Origin of the sequence: Sphingomonas sp. NFR04 (assembly GCF_900114095.1) — a bacterium.
GTDB lineage: Bacteria > Pseudomonadota > Alphaproteobacteria > Sphingomonadales > Sphingomonadaceae > Sphingomonas.
This window is the reverse complement of the sequence record NZ_FORV01000002.1, coordinates 528164-554093: the sequence shown is the minus strand read 5'-3', so window position 1 is coordinate 554093 and position 25930 is coordinate 528164. Positions and strand designations below refer to the sequence as shown.

Annotated in this window: 25 protein-coding genes and 1 tRNA gene; 18 read left to right on the top strand and 8 right to left on the bottom strand. The window is 68.5% G+C overall.

Annotated features, from left to right (window positions below; genetic code table 11):
* The first annotated feature begins 8 nt into the window (after nucleotides 1–8).
* From BM009_RS08790 to BM009_RS08730, 13 genes are all read left to right on the top strand, one after another.
* Nucleotides 9–221, top strand: a complete 213-nt coding sequence (locus tag BM009_RS08790; protein WP_093295455.1) for a DUF350 domain-containing protein — start codon at nucleotides 9–11, stop codon at nucleotides 219–221.
* On the top strand, nucleotides 214–1761 hold the full coding sequence (locus BM009_RS08785) for a polyamine aminopropyltransferase (protein ID WP_093295453.1): 1548 nt from the start codon (nucleotides 214–216) through the stop codon (nucleotides 1759–1761). Before BM009_RS08790 ends, BM009_RS08785 begins: the two co-directional genes overlap by 8 nt.
* Entirely contained in the window at nucleotides 1751–3361 is a 1611-nt protein-coding gene (locus BM009_RS08780; RefSeq protein WP_093295452.1) for a flavin monoamine oxidase family protein, read from the top strand. Before BM009_RS08785 ends, BM009_RS08780 begins: the two co-directional genes overlap by 11 nt.
* Nucleotides 3358–3699: an adenosylmethionine decarboxylase gene (gene speD, locus BM009_RS08775; RefSeq protein WP_093295450.1), complete on the top strand. Its 342-nt coding sequence runs from the start codon at nucleotides 3358–3360 to the stop codon at nucleotides 3697–3699. Before BM009_RS08780 ends, speD begins: the two co-directional genes overlap by 4 nt.
* 113 nt (nucleotides 3700–3812) lie before the next feature.
* Entirely contained in the window at nucleotides 3813–5351 is a 1539-nt protein-coding gene (locus tag BM009_RS08770; RefSeq protein WP_217644184.1) for an AAA family ATPase, read from the top strand.
* On the top strand, nucleotides 5348–6283 hold the full coding sequence (locus BM009_RS08765) for a hypothetical protein (protein WP_093295447.1): 936 nt from the start codon (nucleotides 5348–5350) through the stop codon (nucleotides 6281–6283). Before BM009_RS08770 ends, BM009_RS08765 begins: the two co-directional genes overlap by 4 nt.
* Entirely contained in the window at nucleotides 6271–8043 is a 1773-nt protein-coding gene (locus BM009_RS08760) for a vWA domain-containing protein (protein ID WP_093295446.1), read from the top strand. Before BM009_RS08765 ends, BM009_RS08760 begins: the two co-directional genes overlap by 13 nt.
* Entirely contained in the window at nucleotides 8040–8999 is a 960-nt protein-coding gene (locus BM009_RS08755) for a radical SAM protein (protein WP_093295444.1), read from the top strand. Before BM009_RS08760 ends, BM009_RS08755 begins: the two co-directional genes overlap by 4 nt.
* On the top strand, nucleotides 8996–9565 hold the full coding sequence (locus BM009_RS08750; protein ID WP_093295443.1) for a hypothetical protein: 570 nt from the start codon (nucleotides 8996–8998) through the stop codon (nucleotides 9563–9565). The genes BM009_RS08755 and BM009_RS08750 overlap by 4 nt, the downstream gene beginning before the upstream one ends.
* The gene (locus BM009_RS08745) at nucleotides 9562–10911 is read left to right on the top strand and encodes an AMP-binding protein (RefSeq protein WP_093295441.1); all 1350 of its coding nucleotides are present in this window, start codon (nucleotides 9562–9564) and stop codon (nucleotides 10909–10911) included. The genes BM009_RS08750 and BM009_RS08745 overlap by 4 nt, the downstream gene beginning before the upstream one ends.
* Entirely contained in the window at nucleotides 10908–11465 is a 558-nt protein-coding gene (gene pnuC / locus BM009_RS08740; RefSeq protein ID WP_093295439.1) for a nicotinamide riboside transporter PnuC, read from the top strand. Before BM009_RS08745 ends, pnuC begins: the two co-directional genes overlap by 4 nt.
* Nucleotides 11411–12505 carry an AAA family ATPase gene (locus BM009_RS08735; protein ID WP_217644183.1) on the top strand — a complete coding sequence of 365 codons (1095 nt, stop codon included), beginning with the start codon at nucleotides 11411–11413 and terminating at the stop codon, nucleotides 12503–12505. The genes pnuC and BM009_RS08735 overlap by 55 nt, the downstream gene beginning before the upstream one ends.
* A 174-nt stretch (nucleotides 12506–12679) precedes the next feature.
* Complete coding sequence (locus tag BM009_RS08730) at nucleotides 12680–13249, top strand: alpha/beta fold hydrolase (RefSeq protein ID WP_139216576.1); 570 nt, start codon at nucleotides 12680–12682, stop codon at nucleotides 13247–13249.
* Nucleotides 13250–13612: 363 nt separating this feature from the next.
* Here the strand turns inward: BM009_RS08730 and BM009_RS08725 are convergent.
* Nucleotides 13613–13689, bottom strand: a tRNA-Arg gene (locus tag BM009_RS08725).
* A gap of 62 nt (nucleotides 13690–13751) precedes the next feature.
* Here BM009_RS08725 and BM009_RS08720 point away from each other — a divergent pair.
* Both BM009_RS08720 and BM009_RS08715 read left to right on the top strand, forming a co-directional pair.
* Nucleotides 13752–14495, top strand: coding sequence for a queuosine precursor transporter (locus BM009_RS08720; RefSeq protein ID WP_093295436.1), 744 nt, complete (start codon nucleotides 13752–13754; stop codon nucleotides 14493–14495).
* Between the two features lie 101 nt (nucleotides 14496–14596).
* Nucleotides 14597–15376, top strand: a complete 780-nt coding sequence (locus tag BM009_RS08715) for a sulfite exporter TauE/SafE family protein (RefSeq protein ID WP_254772205.1) — start codon at nucleotides 14597–14599, stop codon at nucleotides 15374–15376.
* Between the two features lie 55 nt (nucleotides 15377–15431).
* Here BM009_RS08715 and purQ read toward each other — a convergent pair whose 3' ends face one another.
* The 4 genes from purQ to BM009_RS08695 all read right to left on the bottom strand — a co-directional run bounded on the left by purQ (nucleotide 15432) and on the right by BM009_RS08695 (nucleotide 18281).
* A complete protein-coding gene (gene purQ / locus BM009_RS08710) occupies nucleotides 15432–16097 on the bottom strand; it encodes a phosphoribosylformylglycinamidine synthase subunit PurQ (RefSeq protein WP_093295433.1) in 666 nt (221 codons plus the stop codon).
* A complete protein-coding gene (gene purS, locus BM009_RS08705; RefSeq protein ID WP_093295431.1) occupies nucleotides 16094–16324 on the bottom strand; it encodes a phosphoribosylformylglycinamidine synthase subunit PurS in 231 nt (76 codons plus the stop codon). Before purS ends, purQ begins: the two co-directional genes overlap by 4 nt.
* A gap of 204 nt (nucleotides 16325–16528) precedes the next feature.
* Nucleotides 16529–17308 (bottom strand): phosphoribosylaminoimidazolesuccinocarboxamide synthase, encoded by a 780-nt coding sequence (gene purC, locus BM009_RS08700; RefSeq protein WP_093295430.1) that lies wholly within the window; start codon nucleotides 17306–17308, stop codon nucleotides 16529–16531.
* A 142-nt stretch (nucleotides 17309–17450) separates the two neighbouring features.
* Entirely contained in the window at nucleotides 17451–18281 is an 831-nt protein-coding gene (locus BM009_RS08695; RefSeq protein WP_093295428.1) for a DUF4349 domain-containing protein, read from the bottom strand.
* Nucleotides 18282–18476: 195 nt separating this feature from the next.
* Between BM009_RS08695 and BM009_RS08690 the strand changes: the two genes are divergently transcribed.
* The 3 genes from BM009_RS08690 (at nucleotide 18477) to BM009_RS08680 (ending at nucleotide 23586) form a co-directional block, all read left to right on the top strand.
* Nucleotides 18477–19481 (top strand): phytanoyl-CoA dioxygenase family protein, encoded by a 1005-nt coding sequence (locus tag BM009_RS08690; protein ID WP_093295427.1) that lies wholly within the window; start codon nucleotides 18477–18479, stop codon nucleotides 19479–19481.
* Nucleotides 19482–19565: 84 nt separating this feature from the next.
* A complete protein-coding gene (parC, locus tag BM009_RS08685; protein WP_093295425.1) occupies nucleotides 19566–21806 on the top strand; it encodes a DNA topoisomerase IV subunit A in 2241 nt (746 codons plus the stop codon).
* Between the two features lie 100 nt (nucleotides 21807–21906).
* Entirely contained in the window at nucleotides 21907–23586 is a 1680-nt protein-coding gene (locus BM009_RS08680; RefSeq protein ID WP_093295424.1) for a putative bifunctional diguanylate cyclase/phosphodiesterase, read from the top strand.
* Here BM009_RS08680 and BM009_RS08675 read toward each other — a convergent pair.
* The 3 genes from BM009_RS08675 to BM009_RS08665 are packed head-to-tail and all read right to left on the bottom strand — an operon-like array spanning nucleotide 23526 to nucleotide 25920.
* The gene (locus BM009_RS08675; RefSeq protein ID WP_093295422.1) at nucleotides 23526–24773 is read right to left on the bottom strand and encodes a CCA tRNA nucleotidyltransferase; all 1248 of its coding nucleotides are present in this window, start codon (nucleotides 24771–24773) and stop codon (nucleotides 23526–23528) included. The two genes, BM009_RS08680 and BM009_RS08675, sit on opposite strands and share 61 nt — an antisense overlap.
* Nucleotides 24761–25357 (bottom strand): CoA pyrophosphatase, encoded by a 597-nt coding sequence (locus BM009_RS08670; RefSeq protein WP_093295421.1) that lies wholly within the window; start codon nucleotides 25355–25357, stop codon nucleotides 24761–24763. The genes BM009_RS08675 and BM009_RS08670 overlap by 13 nt, the downstream gene beginning before the upstream one ends.
* On the bottom strand, nucleotides 25354–25920 hold the full coding sequence (locus tag BM009_RS08665; protein WP_093295419.1) for a DUF1285 domain-containing protein: 567 nt from the start codon (nucleotides 25918–25920) through the stop codon (nucleotides 25354–25356). Before BM009_RS08665 ends, BM009_RS08670 begins: the two co-directional genes overlap by 4 nt.
* Nucleotides 25921–25930 lie beyond the last annotated feature (10 nt).

Sequence of the window (25930 nt, the reverse complement as noted above, 5' to 3'; positions counted from 1 at the left end):
GGACGCTCATGGTGACTACCCTTCCGGCGCTGCTCGCGACGCTGCTTTATGCCGTGGTCGGAATCCTCGTCTTCGTGGTGGGCTTCGTCGTGCTCGACCTGCTGACCCCGGGAAAGTTGTGGCAGGAGATCCGCGACAAGCAGAATGTGGCGGTCGCGATCTTCTCCGGCGCGGTGGCCATCGGACTCGCCATCATTGTCGCCGCCGCCATCCATGGCTGAAGGCGACCCCGCCGCCCCGAAGAACCGCGCGTCCGCCCCGGCGGCTGCGCTGCTTGCGTCCGCGTTCGTCGTTTCCACCTGCGGGCTGATCTACGAACTGCTCGCCAGCACGCTGGCCAGCTATCTGCTCGGCGACAGCGTCACCCAGTTCTCCACCGTGATCGGCACCTATCTGTTCGCGATGGGGCTGGGGAGCTGGTGCTCGCGCTACGTGACCCGCGACGAGCTGCGCCTGTTCATCCGCGTCGAGCTGCTGATCGCGGTGCTGGGCGGCGCCTCGGCCGCGGCGCTGTTCGTGCTGTTCCCGCTGGTCGAACATTTCCGGGTGGCGCTGTACGGGCTGGTGCTCGGCATCGGTTTCCTCGTCGGGCTCGAGATCCCGCTGCTGATCCGCATCCTGCGCGGCTTCGATTTCCGCGAGACGGTGTCGAACGTGCTGACCTTCGACTATGTCGGCGCGCTGGTCGCCAGCCTGTTGTTCCCGCTGCTGCTGATGCCGCACCTCGGCATGATCCGCACCGGCTTCCTGTTCGGCATCCTCAACGCTGGCGTCGCGCTGGCGGTGCTACTCGCGCTGCCGCGGGCGAACCGGTATCGCGGCGAGACCGTGTCTGCTGTGATCGTGCTGCTGGCGCTGGCCGCGGGCTTCGTCGCATCGGACCGGCTGCAGCGTTGGGCCGAAGTGGCGAGCTATGGCGAGCCGGTGATCTATGCGGTCAGCACCAAATATCAGCGGATCGTGCTCACCCGCCGCGAGGACGATCTGCGGCTCTATCTCAACGGCAACCTGCAATTCTCGTCGCGCGACGAGTATCGCTATCACGAGGCGCTGGTGCAGCCGGTGCTGGGCCGCGTGGCAGACCCGCGCAACGTGCTGATCCTGGGGGGCGGGGACGGGCTCGCCGCGCGCGAGGTGCTGCGGCACCCGGAAGTGCAGCATCTTACGCTGGTCGATCTCGACGACGAGATGACCGGCCTGTTCTCCAGGACAGCGATGCTGACCGCGCTTAACAAGGGCGCGCTGACCGACCGCCGCATCACCGTGATCAACGCCGACGGCTTCCGCTGGGCGCGCGAGGCGGCGGCGACCCGTGCCGGGTCGTTCGACGCGATCATCGTCGATTTCCCCGATCCCGTCGATTATTCGGTGGGCAAGCTCTACACCGAGACCTTCTACCGCGCGGTGCGTCGGCTGATGGCGCCCGCGGGCGCAATGGTGGTGCAAAGCACGTCGCCGCTGGTCGCGCCGATGGCCTATTGGACAGTGGCGACCACGCTGGAGGCGGCGGGGCTGCAGACGCGCGGCTACCATGTCTACGTCCCGAGCTTTGGCGAATGGGGCTTTGTGCTCGCGGCCGCGCGACCTATCCCGGCGGCGGCGCGCATCCCGACCGGCGGACGGTTCCTGACGCCCGCGGGCGACGCCGCGCTGTTCGACTTCCCGCCCGACATGGCGCGCCGCCCGACGCCGGTGAACCGGCTCGACAACCAGGTGCTCGTCCGCGAGTTCGCCGATGCCTGGAGCCGCTATGAAGGCTGACCGGCGGACCTTGCTGGGGCTCGGGGCAGGGGCGGTCGCCCTCGTCGGTGGCGGGCTGGCGGCGGCGCTGGATCGCGGCGCGCCGCTGCCGCCGGGGGCGCTGGACGGCGCCGATCTCGCGCGCGGGCATCGTCTGCGCGACGGCGGCTTCCCGGCACCCAGCCGGTTCGAGGAGGTCGACCTGGTGATCGCCGGGGGTGGCATCGCTGGGCTGTCGGCCGGCTGGCGCCTGCAGGACGCCGGGTTCACGCGCTTTCGCCTGCTCGAACTGGAGGACGCGGTCGGCGGCAATGCCAGAGGCGGACGCAATGCGGTCTCCGCCTATCCGCTCGGCGCGCATTACCTGCCGGTGCCCAACCGCGAGGCCAAGGCGGTGCGGCACCTGCTCCGCCAATTGGGCATCCTGATCGGCGAGCGCGACGGCGTACCGGTCTATGATCCGGAGCAGCTCTGCGCGGATCTGCAGGAGCGACTGTTCTGGCAGGGCCGCTGGCAGGAAGGGCTGGTGCCCCGCACCGGCCTGACGCCCCGGGAACGCGCCGACCTCGCCGCGTTCGAGAAGGCGATGGCCGGCTATTCGGCGCGGATCGGCAGCGACGGCAAGCCCGCCTTTGCGGTGCCGAGGGCCTATAGCTCGGGCGATCCGGATTTGGTCGCGCTGGACGGACTCGATTTCGCCACCTGGCTGGACGAGCAGGGATGGCGCTCGCCGGTGCTGCGCGCGCATGTCCGCTATGCGATGCGGGACGATTACGGCACCGAGCCGCACGAGGTTTCCGCCTGGGCGGGCGTGCATTATTTCGCCGCGCGGCGCGGCTGGACGGTGGACGGCGCCGGCGACAATGAACTGACCTGGCCCGAGGGCAATGCCCGGCTGGCGCGCGGCCTGGCCGGCTTCTTCCCCGATCGCATCGCCCGCGGCCACATCGTCCACCATGTCGCGCAGGACGGAGAGACCGTGCTGGTCGACAGCTTCGACGTTGCCGCCGGCGCGACGGTGCGGACGCGTGCCCGCGCCGCGATCCTTGCCATGCCCCACTTCGTCGCTGCGCGGGTCTGCCCGGCCGTGGCACCGGACAAGGCGTTCAGCTACGCGCCCTGGCTGGTCGCGAACGTTACCGTCGATCGGCTGCCGGGCGGACGCGGGGTGCCGCTCGCCTGGGACAATGTGTCGAGCACCAGCGAGTCGCTGGGCTATGTCGTCGCCACCCACCAGGCGCCGGAGGCGCACCCCGCCGCGTCGGTCCTCACCTGGTATCTGCCGCTGTCGGACATGCCGCCGCCGGTGGCGCGACGCCTGCTGCTCGATCGGTCCGCCGACGCATGGAAGAAGATGGTGCGCGACGACCTGCTGGCGATGCACCCCGATCTCGAGGATGCGATCCGGCGCATCGACCTCTGGCGCTGGGGACATGCGATGATCCGGCCGACTCCCGGCTTCTTGGCGCGCGGCGCTGCCGCCACGCCGAAGCCGCCGCTGTTCCTCGCCCATTCGGACCTGAGCGGCCTCTCGCTCTTCGAGGAAGCCCAGTATCAGGGCGTGTCTGCAGCCGAGGGGGCGATGGCGCTGCTCGGGCATCCGCATGAGAGCCTGTTGTGATCGGCCATCACCTTATCGCCGACCTCGCCGATGCGACGCAGCTCGCCGATGCTGCGCATATCGAGGCCTGCCTGGTCGCGGCGGCAGCGGCGGCCGGTGCGACGCTGCTCGAAGTGCGGCTGCACAGCTTCGGGGTGGGGCAGGGCGTCACCGGCGTGGCGCTGCTGGCGGAATCGCACATCTCGATCCACACCTGGCCCGAATATGGCACCGCCTGCGTGGACATCTTCCTGTGCGCGGCGGCGCATGACCTGCAGGCCGGGCTCGACGCGATCGTGCAGCGGCTGGATGCCAGCGTCGTGCGATCCACCGTGATGGAGCGGAGCTTCCAGCGCTAAGCAACACGCATCGCATGCAAAAACCCTGAAGCCTTGGCAGGTCTGCCAACACTGGATACGGTTGCTGCGTGGCCCGATTTCCGTTCTTCCAACGCGTATCCGTTGCTCCGACCGTGCCGAGACCGGCGCCTGTAGCCCGCGATTTCGACGTCGCCGATCTTTACCAGGGGCCCTTGGCCGCCGCCGCCTCGTCAGAGCCCGGCGCGGTCCGGCTCGACGAAAAGCTGCGCCAGGCCTATTTCTGGATCGTCAACACCGCGATCATCAGCCCGCATTACGACATCGAATATCAGAACGGCCCGTCGCCCGAATTTCGGGTCGGCGACAGTCGCCGGCTGCTCACCTTGCCCTCGGCGCAGAGCTATTCGAGCTATGTGCTCCTGCCGCTGCTCGCCTTCGCGACGCGCTCGAAATGCCTGTTCGTCGGCGGCCCGGGGCGCGGCAAGACCGCCAGCGCGCTGCTGATGGGCGTGCTCGCCGGCTATCCGGTGCGCGAGGTGCGCCGCGCGATGCAGCATGGCCACCCGCAGATGACGATCGCCGATCTGCTCGGCAACCCGCTGCCCGCGGATCTCGTCGCGGCGCAGAGCGTCGAGGCGATCCGCATCGCCTGGCGGCCCTGGCTGGGCATGCGCGTCAAGATCGTCGACGAGTATAACCGCATCCCCACCCGCACGCAAAGCGCGCTGCTCACGGTAATGGGCGACAATTATGCCGAAGTGCTCGGGCAGATCTACGAATGCCCGCCGGCGGCATGGTACCTCACGGCCAATGACGATGCCGGCGGCGGCACCTATCAGGTGATCGAGGCGCTGCGCGACCGTATCGACGTCGTCGTTCAGGCGCTGTCGTTCAACCCGCGCTTCCTCGACGACCTGATCCTGCGCATAGAGGAGAATGTCCGCCCCGAGGACGTCGTCCCGAAGGAGATCGTCTTCGACGGGGACGAGGTCGACCAGCTCGTCGCGGCGGTGCGGGCGGTACCGCTGCCGCCGGAGGTCCGCCGCCGCATCGCATTCTTTGCCAGCCAGTTCGAGCTGATGGAGCCCGCGGGCGCCATCTTCGAGCATTTGAGCAAGGATACCGCGCGGCTTTCCGGGGTCGACTGGGTCCAGGTCACCGCCGCCGACGGCGGGCGCGATCGGCTGAAGGATATCGGCACGCAGACCACCAACGGCCTGTCGGTACGCAACCTGATGACGCTGATCGGCTTCGCCAAGGCGATGGCGTTCTTCCATGGCAGCGACGCGGTGTCGCTCGACGATGTGCGCCAGGTGCTGCCCTTCGTGCTGCGCGACAAGCTGCACCCCGATCCCGACGCGCCCTTCTTCGCCCTGCCCGAAAATGCCGCCTACCGCACCGATGCGATCGCCTGGCTGCGGCAGCTGTTCGATCTGTCGTGCGAGGAATATGACCGCCTGGACCTCGACCGCGATGATCCGGTGCGGACGCTGGCCGAGCAGTTCGCGGAAGGCCTGGACGGGCTCACGGCGCGCGAAGTGCGGGCGCGGCTGACGCGGATCGAACGGCTGGTCGCCGAGCGCGTGCAGGGGCGCAAGCTCTACGGCCCGCTGCACGACGAGCTGCTCCACCTCAAATATCTCCACCAGCGCTACACCAACTATCTGGCCTGGCTCGGCGGCGGACGATGACGCTTTCGGCGGTGCTCGTCCGCGAACTCGCGGCGGCGCGCCCGCAGCTCAACGCGCGCGTCGCGGCGGCGCGGCGCGCGCGCAGCGGGTTCGATGCCGAGGCGCTGGCCGACGCGGTGGCGACCCGGCTCGATCCGCTGGCGCAAGCGGTGGAGGCGATCGCGCCCGATCGCACTGCGACGGTGGTGGACGCGGGCTTCGCGCTGACCGTCACGCTGGTCGATCACGCCTTGTCGATCGAGCGCCGGAAGCTGGTCGATCGGGTCTGGCGGGAGGTGGCGGTGCCGCTGGCACGGGTGGTGGCCGAGCGGCCGGAGCCGGTGCTCGCGATGCTCACCAACGCCGCGCTCAAGCTGGCGTCGACGCCCGGCGCGCGCGTCGACGAATGGATGGCGCGGATGGCCGAACTTGCGCCGCTGGTGGAAGCGGAGACGCTCGCCGCGGTGGGGCAGGTCGTCGCGTGGCGCGCCGGCATGGCGCACTACCGGGAAGGGGCGCTTGCAGCCGCCGACCAGTTGCCGGAAGCGACGGCACTCGCCGCGATCGGCGCCCATGGCAGCTGGGCGGAAAGCCGCGCGGCACTGGCCGCCGATCGCTGGTGGACGCCCGAGGGCAAGGCGGCAGGAACGCGCTTCGGCGGCTTCACCGGGTTCGGCGGGCCCTTCGCCGTGCCGCCCGAGCTTCGTGCGGGCACGGCGGGCGTGTTCGTGCGCGCAGGGGAGCGCATCGGTCTGCTCGTTGCCGATGCCTGGGGCGCGACGCTGCACCCGGCGAGCGCCGCCGAGTTCGACGCCGCCCGCCCGTCCGCGCCCGCACCCCGCACCCATCCCGGCCTGCCGGCGGACGATCTGCGCGCCGTCACCACCGCGGACACGATCGCCTTCGCCTCGCCGCGCAGCCATTTTGTCGAGGTCCAGCCATGGACCGGCTGACCTCCGCCGATCGGGTCGCGCGGTGGCAGGCGGCCTGGCCCGAGGCGCTCGCCGCCTGGAGCCGCTTCACCCGTCTCCACGATCCCCGTCTTTGCGAAAGCAGCGTCGCCGCGGCGGACGAAGGCCTGCAGGGCGCCTTCGCGATGATCCGGCTGGTCGACAAGAGCGTGGTGATCGACCTGGAGGCGATCGCCCGGCTCGATCTCGACGATCATGCTGTGGTCATCCTGGCCCATGAGATCGGCCATCACGTGCTTGCGCCCGCTACCGCCACCGACAGCTACCGGCTGATCGCGCGGCTGCGCGCTGCGTTGCCGACGCTGGAGCGGCATGCGCCGATGGTCGCCAACCTCTATACCGATCTGCTGATCAACGACCGGCTCCAGCGCCAGGCCGGGCTCGACATTGCCGGGGTCTATGCCGGGATGAACGACCGCGAGCCGGGACCGCGCAGCCGGCTATGGGCGCTGTACATGGGGATGTACGAAAGCCTGTGGGGTCTGGAAAAGGGCAGCCTCGGCGGCCCGGCGGGCGATCCGGCGATGGAAGGCGATGCCTGGCTCGGCGCGCGGCTGATCCGGGTCTATGCGCGCAACTGGCTGCACGCGGCTGGGCGTTTCGCCACGCTGGTGCTGCCCTATCTCGCCGAAGATGCCGAGCAGGACAAGGCGCTGCGCCGGCTGCACGATACGCGCGATGCCGCGGCGGGGGCTGCGCCCAGTGGCGCGCAGACGGTGGAGGCCGAGGAGGCCGAGGGCATCCTTCATCCGGCGCATGATCCGCTGATCACCGGCGAAGATGCGGAGGGCGCTCCGCCGCCTGAACCGGTCGGGGCTGTCCCGGGTCGCCCAGGTGCCGGCCAGACGCGCGAGCCGTTCGACTATGGCGAGATCCTCCGCGCCGCCGGTCTTACGCTCAGCGACGAGGAGATCGCGATCCGTTATTATCGCGAGCGGGCATTGCCGCTGCTCGTGCCGTTTCCCGTGCAGCCTGCGCCCGTTTCCGAAGAGCCGCAGCTCGAAGGCATCGAGCCCTGGGCGCTCGGCGACTCGCTCGACGAGATCGACTGGCTCCAGACCGTGGCGCAGTCGCCCGTGGTGATCCCCGGCGTTACTACGGTACGCCGCGTTTATGGCCGCGAGCCCGGAACGGCGCGCAAGCCGGAGCCGATCGATCTCGATCTCTATGTCGACAGCTCGGGCTCGATGCCCGATCCGCGGCGCTTCACCTCCTACCTGACGCTCGCCGGCGCGGTGATCGCGCTATCGGCGCTCAAGGCCGGCGCGCGGGTGCAGGCGACCTTGTGGAGCGGCAAGCAGCAATGGATGGCGACCCCCGGCTTCGTTCGCGACGAAACCGCGATCCTGAACATCCTGATCGGCTATTATGGCGGCGCGACCGCGTTCCCGATCCACCAGCTGCGCGACACCTTCGCGACGCGAACCCCGCGCGACCGGCCGGTGCACATCCTGATGATTTCCGATGACGGCATCACCACGATGTTCGACCAGGACGAGCGCGGCAACAGCGGTTGGGACGTCTCCGCCATGGCGCTGGCCAAGGGCCGGGCCGGCGGAACGATGGCGCTCAACCTCGGTCCGTGGTTCCGCGCCGACGGCGAGGACGGCCAGCCGCTCGACCGTGCACGCGAACAGGGCTGGGACATCCACGCGATTGCCGAGTTGGCGGATCTCGTCGCCTTCGCGCAGGCGTTCAGCCGGCGGCGCTATGGCAGCCAGGCACAGGCACGCACGGCATGATCGTGCTGTGGCGCGTCTCCACCCGGTGCAACTATGCCTGCGGCTTCTGCGCCTATGACCGGCGGCTCCCCATCGCCCGGGGTGCGGCCGATATGAGGGAGGTGTTGCGCTTCGGGCGCCTGCTGGGAGAATGGTCGCGGGCGCGCGCCCGGCCGGTACTGCTGAGCTGGCTGGGCGGGGAGCCGTTGCTGTGGCCATCGGTGTGGGACGTCTCCGCCGCACTTGCCGGCGAGGGGCTGGCCATCAGCGCCACGACCAATGGCAGTATGCTGCACCGGCCGGAGGTGCGCACTGCGATCCTTGCCCATTTCGCCGAGCTGACGGTCAGCATCGACGGCCCGGCGCCCGTGCACGATCGCCTGCGCGGCCGGGCAGGGGCCTGGGAGGCGGTCCGGGAGGGCGTGCGCGCGCTGGTCGCTGCGCGCGGCACCGCGGCGCTCAAGCTGCGCGCGAACATCGTGCTGATGCGCGAGACGATCGAGCATTTTGCGGCGCTTTGCGCGACGCTCGCCGATTGGGGGATGGAGGAGATCACGTTCAACCAGCTCGGCGGCCGCGACCGCCCCGAATTTTTCCCGGCGCAACGGCTGCGGCCCGTCGACGTCGCGCGGCTGGAGTCCCTGCTGCCCGCGCTACGCGAGCGGCTGGCGGCGCGTGGCGTCTCCCTTTGCGGCGATGCGCGCTATCTCGAGCGGCTGCGCGCCAGCGCAGCAGGCGATCCGCTGGCGGTAGAGGATTGCGGCCCCGGCAGCGACTTCCTGTTCATCGACGAACATGGCGTCGCAGCGCCGTGCAGCTTCAGCGGTGCCGCCTATGGCGTGCCGCTTGCCGCGCTCCGCACCATCGGCGATCTCGACGCGCTGCCCGCGCGCTTCGCTGCCGCCCGCGCGGCGCGGCGACTGGCAACCTGCGACGATTGTCCTTCGACTCAAAATTTCGCGAAGTTCTGCGCATGACCCAAGGTCCTCCACTGGAACACGTCCTGCGCCGGCTCGCGGAGACGCCCGAGGATTTCCTCGCCGAGCCTCGTATCGGTGCCGACGGTGCACTGGTGACGGCGGCCCTGGTGGCGGACCTGTTCCACTTGCTCGGCCATGGGCCCGAGGCGAGCGAGATCCTCCCCGTCGCGCTGCGCGATCGCAACCGGCTGCAGCTGACCGCGGTGGTGGTGTGGCTGCTCGCCGACGATTGGGTGGTGGCGGCGGCGCCCGACCGCCCCACGTTGGCCGCGCTGCTCGGCGACCGCGTCGGCGAGCTCGCCGGCTCGGGCCGCGCGGACCAGTTCGTTGCCGATGTCGAGCGGCGCGAGGAGCTGGCCCGCACGCTGATCGCAGCGCTCAGGCTGGTGCCGGCGGGGGAGAGCGCGGCGCAGGCCGCGGATCGGCTGTCCGCGGTCAGCATCGTCGAGCGTCGCCGGCTGCTCCGCGCGGCGCAGGCGGCCGAGGAGCGCGCCCGCGCGGTCCGCGAGGCGCTGATCCGCAAGGCAGCCGAGGAATCGGCCGACAAATATACCCGCGAATGACCGAGCCGACCGACGCCGATCGCTACCCGACGCTGAACGACGCGGGCCGAGCGGTGCTGACCCGGATGACCGAGCATCCGGCGGCGCCCCTCTATCGCAATCGCAGCGGCAACCGCTTGCGCGCCGAGGACCTGCCGGGACTCGCGGCGTTCGAGGCGGAGACGCTAACCGCGCCGATCGGGTGGCGGCCGGGAACGCCGCCTGCCTGGATCGCGCCGTACCTCGCGCAAACCTACGCCCAGGTGCCGCATTTCCGCGCGCGGGGGACGGCACCGCGCGATCTTGCCGAGGTGCCGACCACCGCGCGCGGCGATCTCGCGCGCGACATCGCTGCATTCGTGCCCGACGACGTGCCCGTCGACCGCCTGATTAACTTCCGCACGACCGGCACCACCGGACACCCGCTGCTGATCGCCTCGCACCCCGTCGTCGCCGCGCGCTACCTCGCCTTTCACAAGCGCGCCTTGGCACGGTTCGGCATCACGCTGCGCGCCGGGCCCGGCGATGTCGGCGTCGTGCTGCTGGGGCATCAGCAGCGCTGCTTCACCTATGTCTCGGTCACGCCGACGATGGGGGAGGCCGGCCTCGCGAAGATCAACCTTCACCCGGATGACTGGCGCGACCCGGCCGATCGTGCGCGCTACCTTGATGCAATGGATGCGGAAGTGATCGCCGGGGACCCGATCTCCTTCGCCAGCCTGCTCGCCTTGCCCGTGCGGATCCGGCCGCGGGCGCTGCTGTCCGTGGCGATGATGCTCACCGATGGCTTGCGCGATCGGCTGGAGGCGCGGTTCGGCTGCCCGGTGCTCGATCTCTATTCGATGAACGAGGTCGGCCCGATCGCGGTCGCCGACCGTGCTGCCGGCGGCCGCGTGCTGCTCCAGCCCAACCTCTATGTCGAGATCGTCGACGCTGCCGGTCGTGCGCTGCCGCCGGGGGAGCGCGGCGAGGTGTGCGTCACCGGCGGGTTCAACTTCTGCCTGCCGCTCGTGCGCTACCGCACCGGCGACACGGCGCGGCTGGCAATGGCGGGCGACACGCCGATGCTCGTCGATTTCAGCGGCCGTCGCCCGGTCCGCTTCCGGACGGCACAGGGCAGCTGGGTCAACAATGTCGACATCAGCCATGCTCTCGCCGGGCTGACTGCGGCGCAGTTCGCGCTGCACCAGGCCGCCGACGGTGCATGCGTGCTGGCGCTGTCCGCCGGTGCGCTCGACGATGCACCGGCGGCGCGGGCCGCCCTGCGGCGGGTGCTGGGGGACGTTCCTGTCCGCGTCGAACCGATCGAAAGCGAGGACAAGGTTCTGCAATATACTTCCGATCTGGCGGGCAGTACCGCCGGATGACCGCGCTCGAAATCGCCGCCAACGGCTTCGCCACTGCCTCGATCGTGCTGGCGGGGCGTAACTCGGTTCATACCTGGTGGACCGGCATTCTCGGCTGCGCGCTGTTCGCATGGCTGTTTGCCGAAACGCGGCTCTACGCCGACGTCACGTTGCAGCTTGCCTTCATCGCCACCAGCGTGGCGGGTTGGCGATGGTGGGTGCTGGGGAGGGGCGGCGAACCGGCGCCCGTCACCCATGCGCCGCCCCGCGGGCTGGCGCTGCTCGGCGCGGTAAGCAGCGGCGTGGCGCTCGGCTATGGCGCGCTGCTCTATCACTTCACCGATGCCTATGCGCCGTTCATCGATTCCTTCGTGCTCACGCTCAGCCTGCTCGGCCAGCTCCTGCTCGTTCGCCGACAGGTCGAGACCTGGCCGGTGTGGATCGTGGTCAACACGATTGCGGTGCCGCTCTATCTGTCGCGGGGACTGACGCTGACCGGGTGCCTCTATGCCGCCTATTGGTGCAACGCCTGGTATGGCTGGTGGCGCTGGCGCCGCGAGGCATCGGCATGCTGACCGGCCTCGTCGTCGGCAAGTTCGCGCCGCTGCACAAGGGGCATGAGGCACTGATCGCCTTTGCCCGGGCGCAGTGCGACCGCTTGGTGATCCTGAGCTATTCCAAGCCCGAGCTGCCGGGGTGCCCGCCCGAGCGTCGCGCCGCCTGGCTCGCCGCGCTCTACCCGGATGCCGTGCGGCTGGTGCTCGACGATACGGTGCTGGCGGACTTCGCGGCGCGCACCGGCGCGCCGGCGCGCGCGCTTCCCGACAACGACGCCCCCGACGAAGTCCATCGCGCCTTCGTCGCCTGGGTGTGCCGTGCAATGCTCGGGCACACGGTCGATCGCGTGTTCACCAGCGAGGCCTATGGCGACGGCTTCGCGGCCTCGCTCGCGCGGCATTTCGATCATCCGGTGCAACATGTGCCGTTCGATCGCCCCCGTGCGCGCGTGCCGATCTCCGCCACGGCGTTGCGGGCCGATCCGGCGCTGCACCGCGCCTTCCTTGCGCCGGCGATACGCCGCGACCTGGTTCGGCGCGTGGTGCTGCTCGGCGGCGAATCGACCGGCAAGTCGACCCTCGCGGCAGCGCTCGCCGCGCGGCTCGGCACGTGCTGGGTTCCCGAATATGGGCGCGAACTCTGGGAACTGCGCGGCGGCGACCTTCGCTTTGACGATCTGCTCGCGATCGCCCGCGAACAGATCGCGCGCGAGGAAGCGGCCCTCGAAACCGCCACGGGCGGGGTCGTCTGCGACACCAGCCCGCTGGTCACGATGTTCTACTGCGAGACCATGTTCGGCCGCGTCGATCCCGAGCTGCGCATGCTGGCCGAGCGCCGCTATGATGCCACGCTGCTATGTGCCGGAGATTTCCCCTTCGTCCAGGATGGGACCCGCCAGGATACGGCATTCCGGGATCGTCAGAATGCCTGGTATCGCTCGCAACTCGACCGTGCCGGCACGCCGTACCGGACCGTTCGCGGCACGGTGGGTGCGCGCGTAGAGCATGCGCTTCGTGATCTGGGCGATCTCGGCTGCTTGCCGATCAAGTCCCCCTAGCCGGGCCGGGCACCGCCTTCGGCATCTGCTGGCATGTTTCCGTGTGGATCGTGTAAAGAGCAGCTCGCCACCGCGTCCGTCCCGCCGTCGATCTCGGCGACCGATGGGGGCGCGACCTGTCACTTCACCGGTTTCCACCATCCGGACGGCACGCCGCATGACTGAGAGGAACACGTGAGGACGGCGACCTTCCCGCTCACCGGCTTCGTCCTGTGTGGCGTCGCATGGGCGGGCACGACGGGGTGGGACGGGCGCTCCGTGGCGCAGCATGCGGCTACCGCCGTCGATCCCTCGCGGGCGCTCACCGGGACAAAGGGGGTTCTGCCCCGCGGGTTCATGGCGCCGATCGCACGCTTGTTCGGGCTGTCGCCCTGTGACGATGCTCGGTCCTGGTATGTCGAGGATCGCCGCTATGCCAGCCTGAACGTCAACAATCCGGCGATCAGCTGCACGGTCTGGCCGTCTCCGGATCGGGGGTTCGCCGCCTTCTTCCCGCCCGACCGAACCCTTGCGGATCATCTCGCCGCGGCCCCGGCGCTGCCGACGCTGCTCGCCTATGGCACGGCGGACACGCGCATCGGCGTGCAGTTGCTGCCGGCGCTGCAGCGGCGTTGTCCCAATGCCCGGCCGCTGGCGCTCGACGGCATAAACCACACGATCGCGGCGCCCGAAGCCCGTCGGATCGTCGATGCGCTGCAGGCGCTGCGCGGCGACGCGACGCCGCAAGCGCAGCACCGCAGGTAAACCTTCCCACCGGATACGAAGCGCGCGAGTAGCGCCATCCTGGCCTGCATCGCGCGTTGCGCAGCGGTCCACAAAAGCCGAAGATTCCGGTGCCGTTCGGCAGGTGGCGACGAACGGATCGTCGTTCCGCTTCTCGACGGCAACGAGGTCAAGGCGCAAATCGCTGGTCAAACGGTGCGGCTGAAGGTGAATGCGCCGATGGACACTGGTGCCAAACCGACCAGCGCGCTGAGCCTCGCACGACCCCATTGTTGAGGGCCTCCAGGCCGGGCTTGAATATGTGGCGCGGGCGAGTTGCTTGCCATCTTCCGCCTAGGACGATGGAACAGGGGTAAACCCGCCCTGTGTACTGCGGAACAGCAATGGCGCGCCCGGCTGGATTCGAACCAGCGGCCCCAAGCTTAGAAGGCTCGTGCTCTATCCAACTGAGCTACGGGCGCGCACCGGCATGCCTTTAAGCGCAGATTGCGCGGGGGGCAAACGCCTCGCATAGTGGCGCTCGATGAATACGCCGCCCCGCCCCAGCCACGTCACCGCCCGCAGCCTAGCGGGCGGACATTTCCGCTATTTCGACTTCGTCATGGCTGCCTTCGTCGCGATCATCCTGCTGTCGAACGTGATCGGCGCGGGCAAGGTGGCGCAGATCTGGCTACCGGGCGTCGGTTACTGGCCGTTCGGGGCGGGCATCCTGTTCTTCCCCATTTCCTACATCATCGGCGACGTGCTGACCGAGGTCTATGGCTATGCCCGCGCACGCCGGGTGATCTGGGCGGGGACGGCGGCGGTGCTGTTCATGGCCTTCATGTCCTGGGTCGTCGTCGCGCTGCCGCCGGCGCCGGACTGGAAGAACCAGGCGGCGTACGAAGTCATCTTCGGCCAGGTGCCGCGCATCGTGCTCGCCTCGGTCTGTGCCTTCTGGGCGGGCGAGTTCGTCAATTCCTATGTGCTGGCGCGGATGAAGCTGTGGACCGGTGGGCGGATGCTGTGGACGCGCACCGTGGGTTCTACGGTGGCGGGGCAGGCGGTCGACAGCCTGATCTTCTATCCGCTTGCCTTCTGGGGCGCCGAGGGCTGGACCAATGCGCTGGTGGTGAAGGTGCTGTTCACCCAGTGGGTGCTCAAGGTCGGCTGGGAAGTGCTGCTGACGCCGCTCACCTATCTGGTCGTCGGCTTCCTCAAGCGCGCCGAGGGCGTCGACGTGTTCGACGAGGGCACCGACTTCACGCCGTTCGCAACGCGCGTCTGAGCCGGGGCGGGGGCGGGCGGACACCGGCCTGAAACCAATTCTTTCTGGCGTTCGGGGAAAATCCCCGCATGCTGGTGGGAAATTGGCTGCCAAGGATTCCCGTGCTCGCGTTCAATCCGCTTTATTCCATCGCCGGGGTGCTCGTCGGGCTGCTGGTCGGCATGACCGGGGTCGGCGGCGGCTCGCTGATGACGCCGCTGCTCGTCCTCGCCTTCGGGTTCCACCCCGCCACCGCGGTGGGCACCGACCTGCTCTATGCCTCCGCCACCAAGACGGTGGGAGCGGGGGTGCACGGCCTGCACGGCACGATCGACTGGAAGGTCGTGCGGCGGCTGGCCACTGGCAGCGTGCCGGCGACGATCCTCACGCTGCTGCTGCTGTCGAGCGCGCAGGAGCATGCCAGGAACAGCGGCGGAGTGATCACGGTGACGCTCGGCATCGCGCTGGTGGTGACGGCGATCGCAACCTTCTTCCGCAGCCGGCTGGTGCTGTTCATGGCGCCCCGGTTCGACCGGCTGGGCGAGGCGCGGATCGGCTACGTCACCATCGCGCTCGGCGCCGTGCTGGGCCTGCTGGTGTCGCTCACCTCGGTGGGGGCGGGGGCGCTGGGAATGACCGCGCTGCTGATGCTCTACCCGCACCAGGCGGTGAACAAGCTGGTCGGCTCGGACATCGCCCATGCCGTGCCGCTGACCCTGCTCGCGGGACTCGGCCACTGGATGCTGGGGTCGGTGAACGGCGCGCTGCTCGCGTCGCTGCTCGCCGGATCGATCCCCGGTATCATCCTCGGCAGCCTGCTGGCGACGCGCACCTCGGACAAGGTGCTGGTGCCGATCCTTGCCGCGACGCTCGCCGTGGTCGGGCTGAAGATGCTCTTCTGACAGCAAAAGGGCCGCGGTCCTGGGACCGCGACCCTGAATTCGGTCGTCGCGGCGGTCAGGCGACCGCGGCGAGCAGCCCTTCGAACAGCCGACGGCCGTCGTCGCCGCCATGCGCGACTTCGATCTTGCGTTCCGGGTGCGGCATCATGCCGAGCACGTTGCCGGCGGCGTTCATCACGCCGGCGATATTCCGTGCCGAACCGTTGATGTTCTCGCCATAACGGAAGGCAACGCGCCCTTCGCCTTCGAGGCGATCGAGCGTCTCGGCATCGGCGAAGTAATTGCCGTCATGGTGCGCGACCGGGATCGAGAGATGTTCACCCGCCTGATAGGCGCTGGTGAAGATCGACTGGCTGTTGTCGACGACCAGCGGCACGTCGCGGCACACGAAGTCGAGCCCGGCGTTGCGCATCAGCGCGCCCGGCAGCAGTCCGGTTTCGGTGAGGATCTGGAAGCCGTTGCAGATGCCGATCACCGGCGTGCCGCGATTGGCAGCTTCCACCACCGCCTGCACCACTGGCGAGCGCGCCGCGATGGCGCCGCAGCGCAGATAATCGCCATAGGAGAAGCCGCCGGGCAGGGCGATCAGGCCCAGGCCCTCGGGCAACTCGCTATCGCCGTGCCACACCATGTGCGGCTTGGTGCCGGTCACGCTCTCCAGCGCGACCGCGATGTCGCGATCGCAGTTGGAGCCGGGGAAAACGATGACCGCGGTCTTCACAGCTTTTCGACCCGGTAGTTCTCGATCACCGTGTTGGCGAGCAGCTTGCGGCACATCTCATCGATCGCGGTGTCGCTCGTCAAATCGGCGACCTCCAGTTCGAAGATCTTGCCGGCGCGGACATCCTCGACGCCCTCGAAACCGAGGCCGCCAAGCGCGTTCTGAATGGCCTTGCCCTGCGGATCGAGCACGCCGTTCTTCAAGGTGACGATGATGCGGAGTTTCATGGGCGGCGCTATGGCGCGAGAGGGCCGAAGTCGCAATCGGAAATCGTGGGGCGAGGCATGAAGATCCTCCCCTGCAAGGGGAGGTGTCGCGAAGCGACGGAGGGGTGAAAACGGCGAAGGGGCGCCCCGCCCTACCAGCGGGGACACCCCTCCGTCATGCCTGCGGCATGCCACCTCCCCTTGCAGGGGAGGATCGGCGCGGACTTACTTGCCGCGCTTCTTGCGGTGCGTCTCGAGGTCGAGCACGTCGGAGCCGTCGCCTTCCGGGAACAGGCCCAGGCGGCGGGCGACTTCCTGATAGGCCTCGACTTCGCCGCCCAGATCGCGACGGAAGCGGTCCTTGTCGAGCTTCTCGCCCGAGGCGATGTCCCACAGGCGGCAGCCATCGGGGCTGATTTCGTCCGCCAGGATGATCCGGGGATAGTCGTTTTCCCAGATCCGGCCGAACTCCAGCTTGAAGTCGACCAGGCGGATGCCGATGCCGGCGAACAGGCCCGAGAGGAAGTCGTTCACGCGGATGGCCATGTCGGCCATGTCGTGCAGTTCTTCCTGCGCGGCCCAGCCGAACGCCAGGATATGCTCGTCGGTGACCATCGGGTCGCCGAGCGCATCGTCCTTGTAGTAATATTCGACGATCGTGCGGGGCAGCGGCGTGCCTTCCTCGATGCCGAGCTTCTTCGCCAGCGAGCCGGCGACGACGTTGCGCACCACGACCTCGATGGGCACGATCTCGACCTGGCGGATCAGCTGCTCGCGCATGTTGAGGCGGCGGATGAAGTGGGTCGGGATGCCGATGCCGCCGAGCAGGGTGAAGACATGCTCGCTGATGCGGTTGTTGAGCACGCCCTTGCCGTTGATCGTGCCCTTTTTCTGGGCATTGAAGGCGGTTGCGTCGTCCTTGAAATACTGGATCAGCGTGCCCGGCTCCGGACCCTCGTAGAGGATCTTAGCCTTGCCTTCGTAGATTTGCCGGCGGCGTGCCATGTCGGCCTAGTCCCTTGGAAATGCGTTGCCCCGGCTCCACGGGATTTCTCCGCGTGACCGCCGGGGCTCTGGAAGGCTTCGCGCTATACCGCAAGGGGGGCGGGGGTGCAATGCGGCGCCGCGCCCCTTGCGGGACGAGCAGTCACGCGGCTGGTTTCGAGCGGCGGAGCAGCGCCGCGACGCCGGCACCGGCGCCGAAGACCGCGGCCCAGGGCAGCAGGTAGATTGCCAGCGACAGCAGCAGTTGCATGCCCCAGATAAAGGCCGAGGCCGAGCCTTGCGCTGCCTCGCCGAGCGCGGTGCCGACGCTGGCGCTGGAAGCGGGGGCGGCGAGCGCCTGGTAGCGGATCTCGACATCCGCCATTGCCACGCGGCCCTGGAGTTCGCGCTGCCAGCTGCGCGCCTTGTCGAGTTCCTCCTGTGCCGCGGCGACCTGATGCTCGGCATTGACGAGGTCGGCGACCGATCCCTTGCGGGTGCGCAGCGTCTCGGTAAGCCGGGCGACGAGCAGTTCGCGCTGATGGATGCGCGCGGCGGTATCGGTCAGGTCCTTCGACACGTCCTCGCCGGCAACGTCCGTGTTCGCCGCGCGGCCGCCCGCCGCCGACACCTGCCGCGCCGCTTCGCCGGTGAAATAGCCCGCATCGGCGGCTGCGACGCGGAGCTTGAGCAGGGCGCCGCCGGCACGGCCCTCGGCGTCGTTGCGGGTGAGCGTGACCAATTGGCAGCGTGCGGGCCCTAGCTGCTCGCAGAGCGCGCGATGGCGGTCCTGAGTCTCGGCCAGCCGCGCCCCGGGGAGCAGGAAGCTGAGGGTATAGCGATAGGCGAGCTGGGGCAGGGCGAGCTTGAGCGGATCGACGCCTGGCTTCCCCGGCACCTCCGCTTCCGTCACCGTTTCCCCGGCGCCGCCTTGTTGATTGGAGGAACAAGCGGCGAGGAGTGCCGCACAACCGAGCACGAGAAATTTGCGCATCGACAACCTCCTTGGTGGTGATGTGCAAATCCCATCATTTGGCTAGGACAAAGTCAAGCCACATTCCTGCCGTAATTGTGGCCGGATTACGGCATCGTTGCACCGGTGCCAGCCCGGCAAATTCTGCCGCACCGCCGCCTTCGGGGCGAACATGTCCTAGAATGGGAAGCAGTGAGGCAGGACGGGAAGGTCACGATGACGCGCTTGGGGAAGGCAAGGCTGGTGGGGCTGGATCATACCCCCGAAGCGGGCATCAAGCCGTACACCGCGCAGGTCGCCGAAGGCAGAAGGCGCGATTCGCGGCTGGGGCGGCTGCGCTACATGGCCTTCTACAACTATGCCTATAATTACATCTTCTGGCTGCGCACCAGGTCCAACGACCCCGCGCGCCTGCGCAAGCTGGGCCGCATCGAGCGGGTGCTGCGCGCACCGCTGGCGCGCACCGGCCGCACGCCCCGTGCCGCCGAGTTCCAGGAGATCGACTTCCACTTCGCCGAGAAGATGCTCGATCCCGCGCTGGTCGATCGCATGGCGGCGGCGATGTTCGCACCGCAGATCTTCAACGATCCCTATCTTCCGGGGTTCGAGCATCGCGGCGTACCCGAGGCAACCGACCATCCCTTTCTCTACATGGATGCGCAGCGGCTGTTCGAAGATCCGGCATTCCTGGAAATCTGCAGCAACCCCGAACTGATCGCCTTCTGCCGCGAGACGCTGGGGCCGCGCGCGGCGCTCAGTTGGGCTTGGGCTTGGATCTCGCAACCGGTCGGCTTCGCCTATCAGAACCAGAACTGGCATCGCGACTGCGCCGAGCCGCTCAACTTCATCCGCGTGTTCGTGCCGCTCTCGCCAATCGAGACGCGCGCGGACGGGCCGTTGGAGATGATCCCCAAGACATCGGGCCTGCGCGAATTCTACGATGTGCGCCGGTTCCGCGACGAGGATCTGGAGCCCCTCAAGCAGGCGATGGGCGCGGGCGTGGTGCTGGCCGAGAAGGGTGACGTCTATTTTGTCAACACCTTCGCGCTTCACCGCGGCACCCCGCCGGAGCATCGCCGCGGCATGCTCTCGCTGCTCGTCTCGATCGGGCCGTCGCACCGCACGCCTTCGATCCGTAGGCTGAAGCTGCGCGAGGTGCCCGAGCATCTGCGGCCGCTGATCCAGAAGAACCGCAGTTTCTTCCGTCATCTGGTCGGCTGATCCCGAAACAATTCGCGACATGCGGCGGATCATAAGGGGAACGCCCTTGGCGTTTGCCCCTCCCGCCTGCTATCCGGGGTGGCGATGAGCCTCGACACCGACGTTTCCGAACCCTCCGGCGCCTCCGATGTGCCCTTCGACAGCGCACTTTCCGAGCGCTACCTCGTCTATGCGCTGTCGACGATCACCGCGCGCTCGCTGCCCGATGTCCGCGACGGGCTGAAGCCGGTGCACCGCCGGCTGCTCTGGGCGATGCGGCTGCTGCGGCTCGATCCGGCGAGCGGATACAAGAAGTGCGCACGCGTCGTCGGCGACGTGATCGGTAAATACCATCCGCATGGCGACGCCTCGGTCTATGACGCGATGGTCCGCCTCGCCCAGACCTTTGCGCTGCGCTATCCGCTGGTCGATGGGCAGGGCAATTTCGGCAATATCGACGGCGATAATGCCGCCGCCTATCGCTATACCGAGGCGCGGCTGACCCAGGTCGCGATCGACCTGATGGACGGGCTCGACGAAAACGCCGTCGATTTCCGCCCGACGTACAATGGCGAGGACGAGGAGCCGGAGCTGTTTCCGGGCCTGTTCCCCAACCTGCTCGCCAATGGCGCCGCAGGCATCGCGGTGGGCATGGCGACCAGCATCCCGCCGCACAATGCCGCCGAGCTGATGCAGGCCGCGGTCGCGCTAATCGACAACCCGCAGGCGAACGTCCTCGACTTCGTCAAGGGTCCGGACTTCCCGACCGGCGGCATCGCGGTCGACAGCCCCGCCGCGATTGCCGAGGCCTATGCCACCGGTCGCGGCAGCTTCCGGGTGCGCGCCAAGATCGAGAAGGTGACCGAGAAGGGCGGCGGCTGGCACCTGATCGTCAGCGAGATCCCGTATGGTGTGCAGAAGGGGAAGCTGATCGAAGGCATCGCCGCGCTGGTCAACGACAAGAAGCTGCCGATCCTGGGCGACGTGCGTGACGAATCGGCCGAGGACATCCGCATCGTCCTCGAACCGCGCAGCCGCACCGTCGATGCGGACACGCTGATGGACAGCCTCTATCGCCTGTCCGACCTCGAAGTACGCGTGCCGCTCAACCTCAACGTGCTCGACAAGAACCGCACGCCGCGGGTGATGAGCCTGGCCGAGGCGCTGGCCGGCTGGCTGGAGCACCAGTTCGTGGTGCTCCAGCGCAAGTCGCAGCACCGGCTGGAGAAGATTGCCGACCGGCTGGAGCTGCTGCGCGGCTATATCACCGCCTATCTCAACCTCGACCGGGTGATCGAGATCATCCGCACCGAGGACGAGCCCAAGCCGATCATGATGGCAGAGTTCGACCTCACCGATCGCCAGGCCGAGGCGATCCTCAACATGCGCCTGCGTAGCTTGCGCAAGCTGGAGGAAATGGAACTACGCCGCGAGCAGGACAAGCTGGAGAAGGAGCAGGCGGAGCTGGAGACGCTGCTCGGTTCGGAAGCCCGCCAGCGGACCTGGATGAAGCGCGCGCTGGGCAAGATGATCACGCGTTACGGTCTCGATACGCCGCTGGGCGCCCGCCGCACGGCGATCGTCGAGATGGCGCCTGCCCGCGAGATCCCGCTGGAAGCGATGATCGAGCGTGAGCCGATCACCGTCATCCTCTCGCAGCGCGGCTGGATCCGCGCAATGAAGGGGCATGTCGAGGATCTCGGCGGCGAGGCGCTCAAGTTCAAGGAAGGCGACGGCCCGTTCCTCGCCTTCCACGCGCAGACCACGGACAAGCTGCTGCTCGCCGCCGACAATGGCCGCTTCTACACGCTGGGGGCGGACAAGCTGCCGGGCGGCCGCGGCTTCGGCGAGCCGGTGCGGCTGCTGATCGACCTGGAGGCGGAGCGGCACATCGTCACGCTGCTGCCCGCCAGCACCGCGCCGAAGCTGCTGGTCGCGGCGAGCGATGGCCGCGGCTTCATCGTGAGCAGTCAGGAAGTGATCGCAGAGACCCGCAAGGGCAAACAGGTGATGACGCCGCGGCCGGGCGCGCATCTCAAGCTGGTCCGCCCGATCGGTGCCGAAGACGATTTCGTCGCGGCGATCGGCGACAATCGCAAGATGCTGGTCTTCCCCCTTTCCGAAGTGGCGGAGATGACGCGCGGGCAGGGGGTGCAGCTGCAACGCTACCGCGACGGCGGCCTCTCCGACGTCATCACCTTCAAGTTCGCCGACGGCCTGCGCTGGCGGATGGGCGGGGAGCAGGAGCGCTATCGCTCCGAACCCGACGTCATGCCGTGGCGTGCCGCGCGCGGGGCAGCGGGGCGAATGCCACCCACGGGCTTCCCGCGCGATAACAAATTTTGATAGATAAAACCTGCGGATGCGCTCCTGTCCTTCAGGCCGCTTTAACTAGTTTGCGGCTATGCCGGAGGGGATGGCGTTTCGAAGGGTCCGGGCTCTGAGTATGCGTACCGCGGAGCCTGCTCCGGGGATCGACGACCTGTCGTCGTCGCTGCCGCCAGGAACCGATGGGCTGCTCGAACTGATGCCGATCCCGGCCGCGGTGCTGGAGATCCAGGACGGGCGTTATGTCTTCTCGGCGGTCAATGGCAGTTTCCGCAGCGCGGGGCTCGGCTGCACCGCGCAGGAGTCGCCGGCGGTCCAGCTGCTCGGCGCACGGATCGGCCAGTTCCTTGCCTCCGACCAGCAGCAGGAAGAAATCGCCTGGCGCTTCGGCGGCGAGGTCGACAGCCGCCATTTCCGCGTGGTGCTCGCCCGTCGTGGGCCGGCCGAGCCGCGCTGCCTGATCACGCTGGTCGACCAGACCTCCGAACTCCGCACCGAGCAGAGCCTTCGCCGCGAGATGGCGACCGACAGCCTCACCGGCCTGCCGAATCGCGCCGGCTTCTCCGACGAGCTCGAAACCCGCATCGGCGAGGGCGGGGCGGCGGCGCATGCGGTGCTGGTGATCAACCTCGACCGTTTCAGCCGCGTCAACGCCTGCATGGGCGCGCTGGCCGGCGACGAGCTGCTGATCTCGGTCGCCCGCCGCATCAAGGGGGCGCTGCGCGGGCGCGACGTGCTGGCACGGATCGGCGGCGACGAATTCGGCGTGCTGATGACGCTGGACGACGGACCCGACGACGCCGTGCAGGTCGCCAAGCGCGTCCATGCAGCCTTCACCAATCCCTTCCGCCTTTCCAATTTCGAGATCCGCATCGATTGCTCGATCGGCATCGCGCTCGGCACCGATATCGACGGTGATCCCGAGGATCTGGTGCGCAACGCCCAGCTCGCCGTGCGCCGCGCGAAGAAAAGCGGTCACACCGAATTCTATCACACCCGCGCCTTCGATCTGGCGCGCGAACAGTTCGCGATCGAGACCGAGCTGCGGCGCGCCATCGAAAATGGCTGCATGACCCTGAACTTCCAGCCGATCTGCGATCTCGGCACCGGCCGCATCACCTCGTTCGAGGCGCTGGCCCGCTGGACCAATGACGACGGCGTGCTGATCTCGCCCAACGCTTTCATCCCCGTTGCCGAGGAATCGGGCCTGATCGTTCCGCTCGGCCGCTGGGCGATGGAGGAAGCGGCGCGCACGCTGGCCGAATGGGATGTGCGCGCCGGTGGCGATTGCGGCGTGAAGATCGCGGTCAATCTTTCGGCGATCCAGCTGCAGCGCGACCAGATCGGCGCGATGGTGAAGAACGCGCTCGATCGCCACAACATGCCCGGCTCGCGCTTCACGCTGGAGCTGACCGAAAGCGCGATCGTCAGCGATCCCGATCGCATCGCCCAGACCATGTCGGCGCTCAAGGATCTCGGCACCACGCTGGCGATGGACGATTTCGGCACCGGCTATTCGAACCTCGCCTATCTGCAGAAGCTGCCGATCGACGTGCTCAAGATCGACCGCAGCTTCGTCACCGGCATGCTCGCCGATCGCGACAAGGTTGCGATCATCCGCGCGATCCTCAGCCTCGCTTATGCGCTGGGCATGCAGACCACGGCGGAGGGCATCGAGACACCCGAGCTCGCACAGACCCTAGGCGCGCTGGGCTGCACCTATGGCCAAGGCTATCATTATTCCCGGCCGGTGCCCGGCGATGCCGCCTTCGCGCTGATCGCGGCGTTCAAGGCCTGAGCCACCACGGCGTCGGCAATCGCATCGACTCGTGCGGCATTGGGGAAGCCTTCCGCGATCCACCGATCTTCTACCGCACGCAGCGCCCGGGCGACATCCGGCCCCTTGGCGAGCCCGCGTTCGACCAGCGCGCCGCCGGTGAGCGGCAGGCGCGGGATCTCCCAATGGGTGAGCGCGGCCCAGCCATGAGCAGCCTCGGCATCGTCGGCCGCGGCAAGCAGCAGGCGATCCTCGGCAGCCTCGCGGCCGATCCGATAGGCAAGGGCACGGGCGTCGTCGGTCCCGCCGTCAGTCAGCGCGAGCACCAGCCGTTTGCGGTGCGCATTGGAAAGCTTCAGCCGCGCGCCGATCAGATCGCCCGTGATTGGATCGCGCGGCAGCAGCGCGGCGAGGCGGCGGATGGGATCGGGTGCGGCGCCGAGCCGGGCTTCGCGATCGGCGAGTTCTGCCAACTTCGCTGCTGTGGTGATTTCCGGCACCACCGGTTCGAGGATGCCGCGCTCCAGCATCAGCGCGGTCACGCCCACCGCGTCGCGCGCGACCAGCAGCTTTAGCAGCTCGTCGCGGATACGCTCACGGCTGAGCGCCATCAGGTCGCGCGCGTGGGCGGTGCAGGCGTCGAGCCCTTCGGGATCGGGCGTGTCGCCGAAGCGCGCGAGGAACCGGAAGAAGCGGAGGATGCGCAAATGATCCTCGGCGATCCGGCGCAGCGGGTCGCCGATGAAGCGCACCCGCCGCGCCTCCAGATCCGCCAGCCCGCCGAAATAGTCGAACAGCGCGCCGGTGTTCGGATCGGCGTAGAGCGCGTTGATCGTGAAGTCGCGGCGCGCGGCGTCCTCGCGCCAGTCGTCGGTGAAGGCGACGGTGGCGTGGCGGCCATCGGTGGAGACGTCGCGGCGAAGCGTGGTGACCTCCACCGGGCCGCTGTCGAGCACCGCGGTGATCGTGCCATGGTCGAGCCCCGTCGGCACCGCGCGGATGCCGGCGGCGCGCAGCCGCGCCAGCACTTCGTCGGGCGAAAGCGCCGTGGCGAGATCGAGATCGGCGACCGGAATGCCCAGCAGCGCATCGCGCACCGCGCCGCCGACGAAGCGGGTAAGCCCTTCGTCCGCCCCCAGCACCTGGGTGAGCGCATCCAGACCGGGTCTGCTACGCCAGTCGGTTTCGGGCAGCGTCAGCGCGGCCATGCCATCCGCCGCGACAGGTTGACCAGCATCGCCGCGGTGGCGCCCCAGATTCGATAATCGTTCCACATGATCTCGTAATAATGGCGCTCATGCCCCTGGTAGAGAGCGCTTTTCTTTTGATGATTGGCGTCGTCGAGGAGGAAGGCGAGGGGCACTTCGAATACCTCGGCGACCTCGGCCTCGGACGGCACCAGGGTGAGGTCCGGCGGCACCACCCCGATCACCGGCGTCACCTGATAGCCGGTGACGGTGCGGTACTGCTCCACCGTGCCGATCACCTCGACCAGCCGGCGGGGCAGGGCAATCTCCTCCTCGGCCTCGCGAAGCGCCGCGTCGATCGGATCCTTGTCCTCTGGATCAATGCGGCCGCCAGGGAACGCAATCTGGCCGGCATGGCGGCGCAGATTGGCGTTGCGGCGGGTGAGCAGCACGCCCGGCGCATCGCGATCGGTCACCGCGAGCAGCACCGCGGCGGCGCTCGTCACTTGGGCGGGATCGAAAAAGGCGTGGTCGCCGGGGAGCAGGGTGGTCGCCCGGGCCGGCCGGCTGTCCAGCGCGCGCCGGAGCTGGTCGGCAAGCCTCATGCTTCGGGCTCGAGCGGGAAGAACATGCCCTGGCTCCAGACGCCCGGTGCGGCGCCGTCCTGCGCCAGTGCGAGCTGGGCGAGTTCGTAATAGACGGTGCGGGCGACCAGTGCGTCGAGGCTCCCGCGCACCGTGAGATAGGGATGCGGGCCGTCCTCGCGCGCTTCGATCCGCAGCGGATGCTCGGGACCAGCGACGACGACGTCACCGGTGTTCAGCCGGAAAGCCAGCCGCATGGCCTCGCCTTCGCCTTCGACCTTGAGCTCGACGGCGACGAAGGGCGCATCTTCCACGGCGATGTCGAGCTTCTCGACCGGGGTTACCAAAACGAAGCCGCCGTCGGGCTCGCGCCGCAGGATCGTGGAGAAGAGCCGCACCATCGCCGGGCGGCCGATCGGGCTCCCCTGGTGATACCAGGTGCCGTCGCGGGCGATGCGCATCTCGCTGTCGCCGCAATGCGCCGGGTTCCAGCTTTCGACGGGCGGCAGGCGATGCTCCTCCGCCAGTCGAGCGATCTCGGCAAGCGACAGGCTGGCGAAATCGGGGGGCGGCGTGTTGGGCATGGCGCTTCCC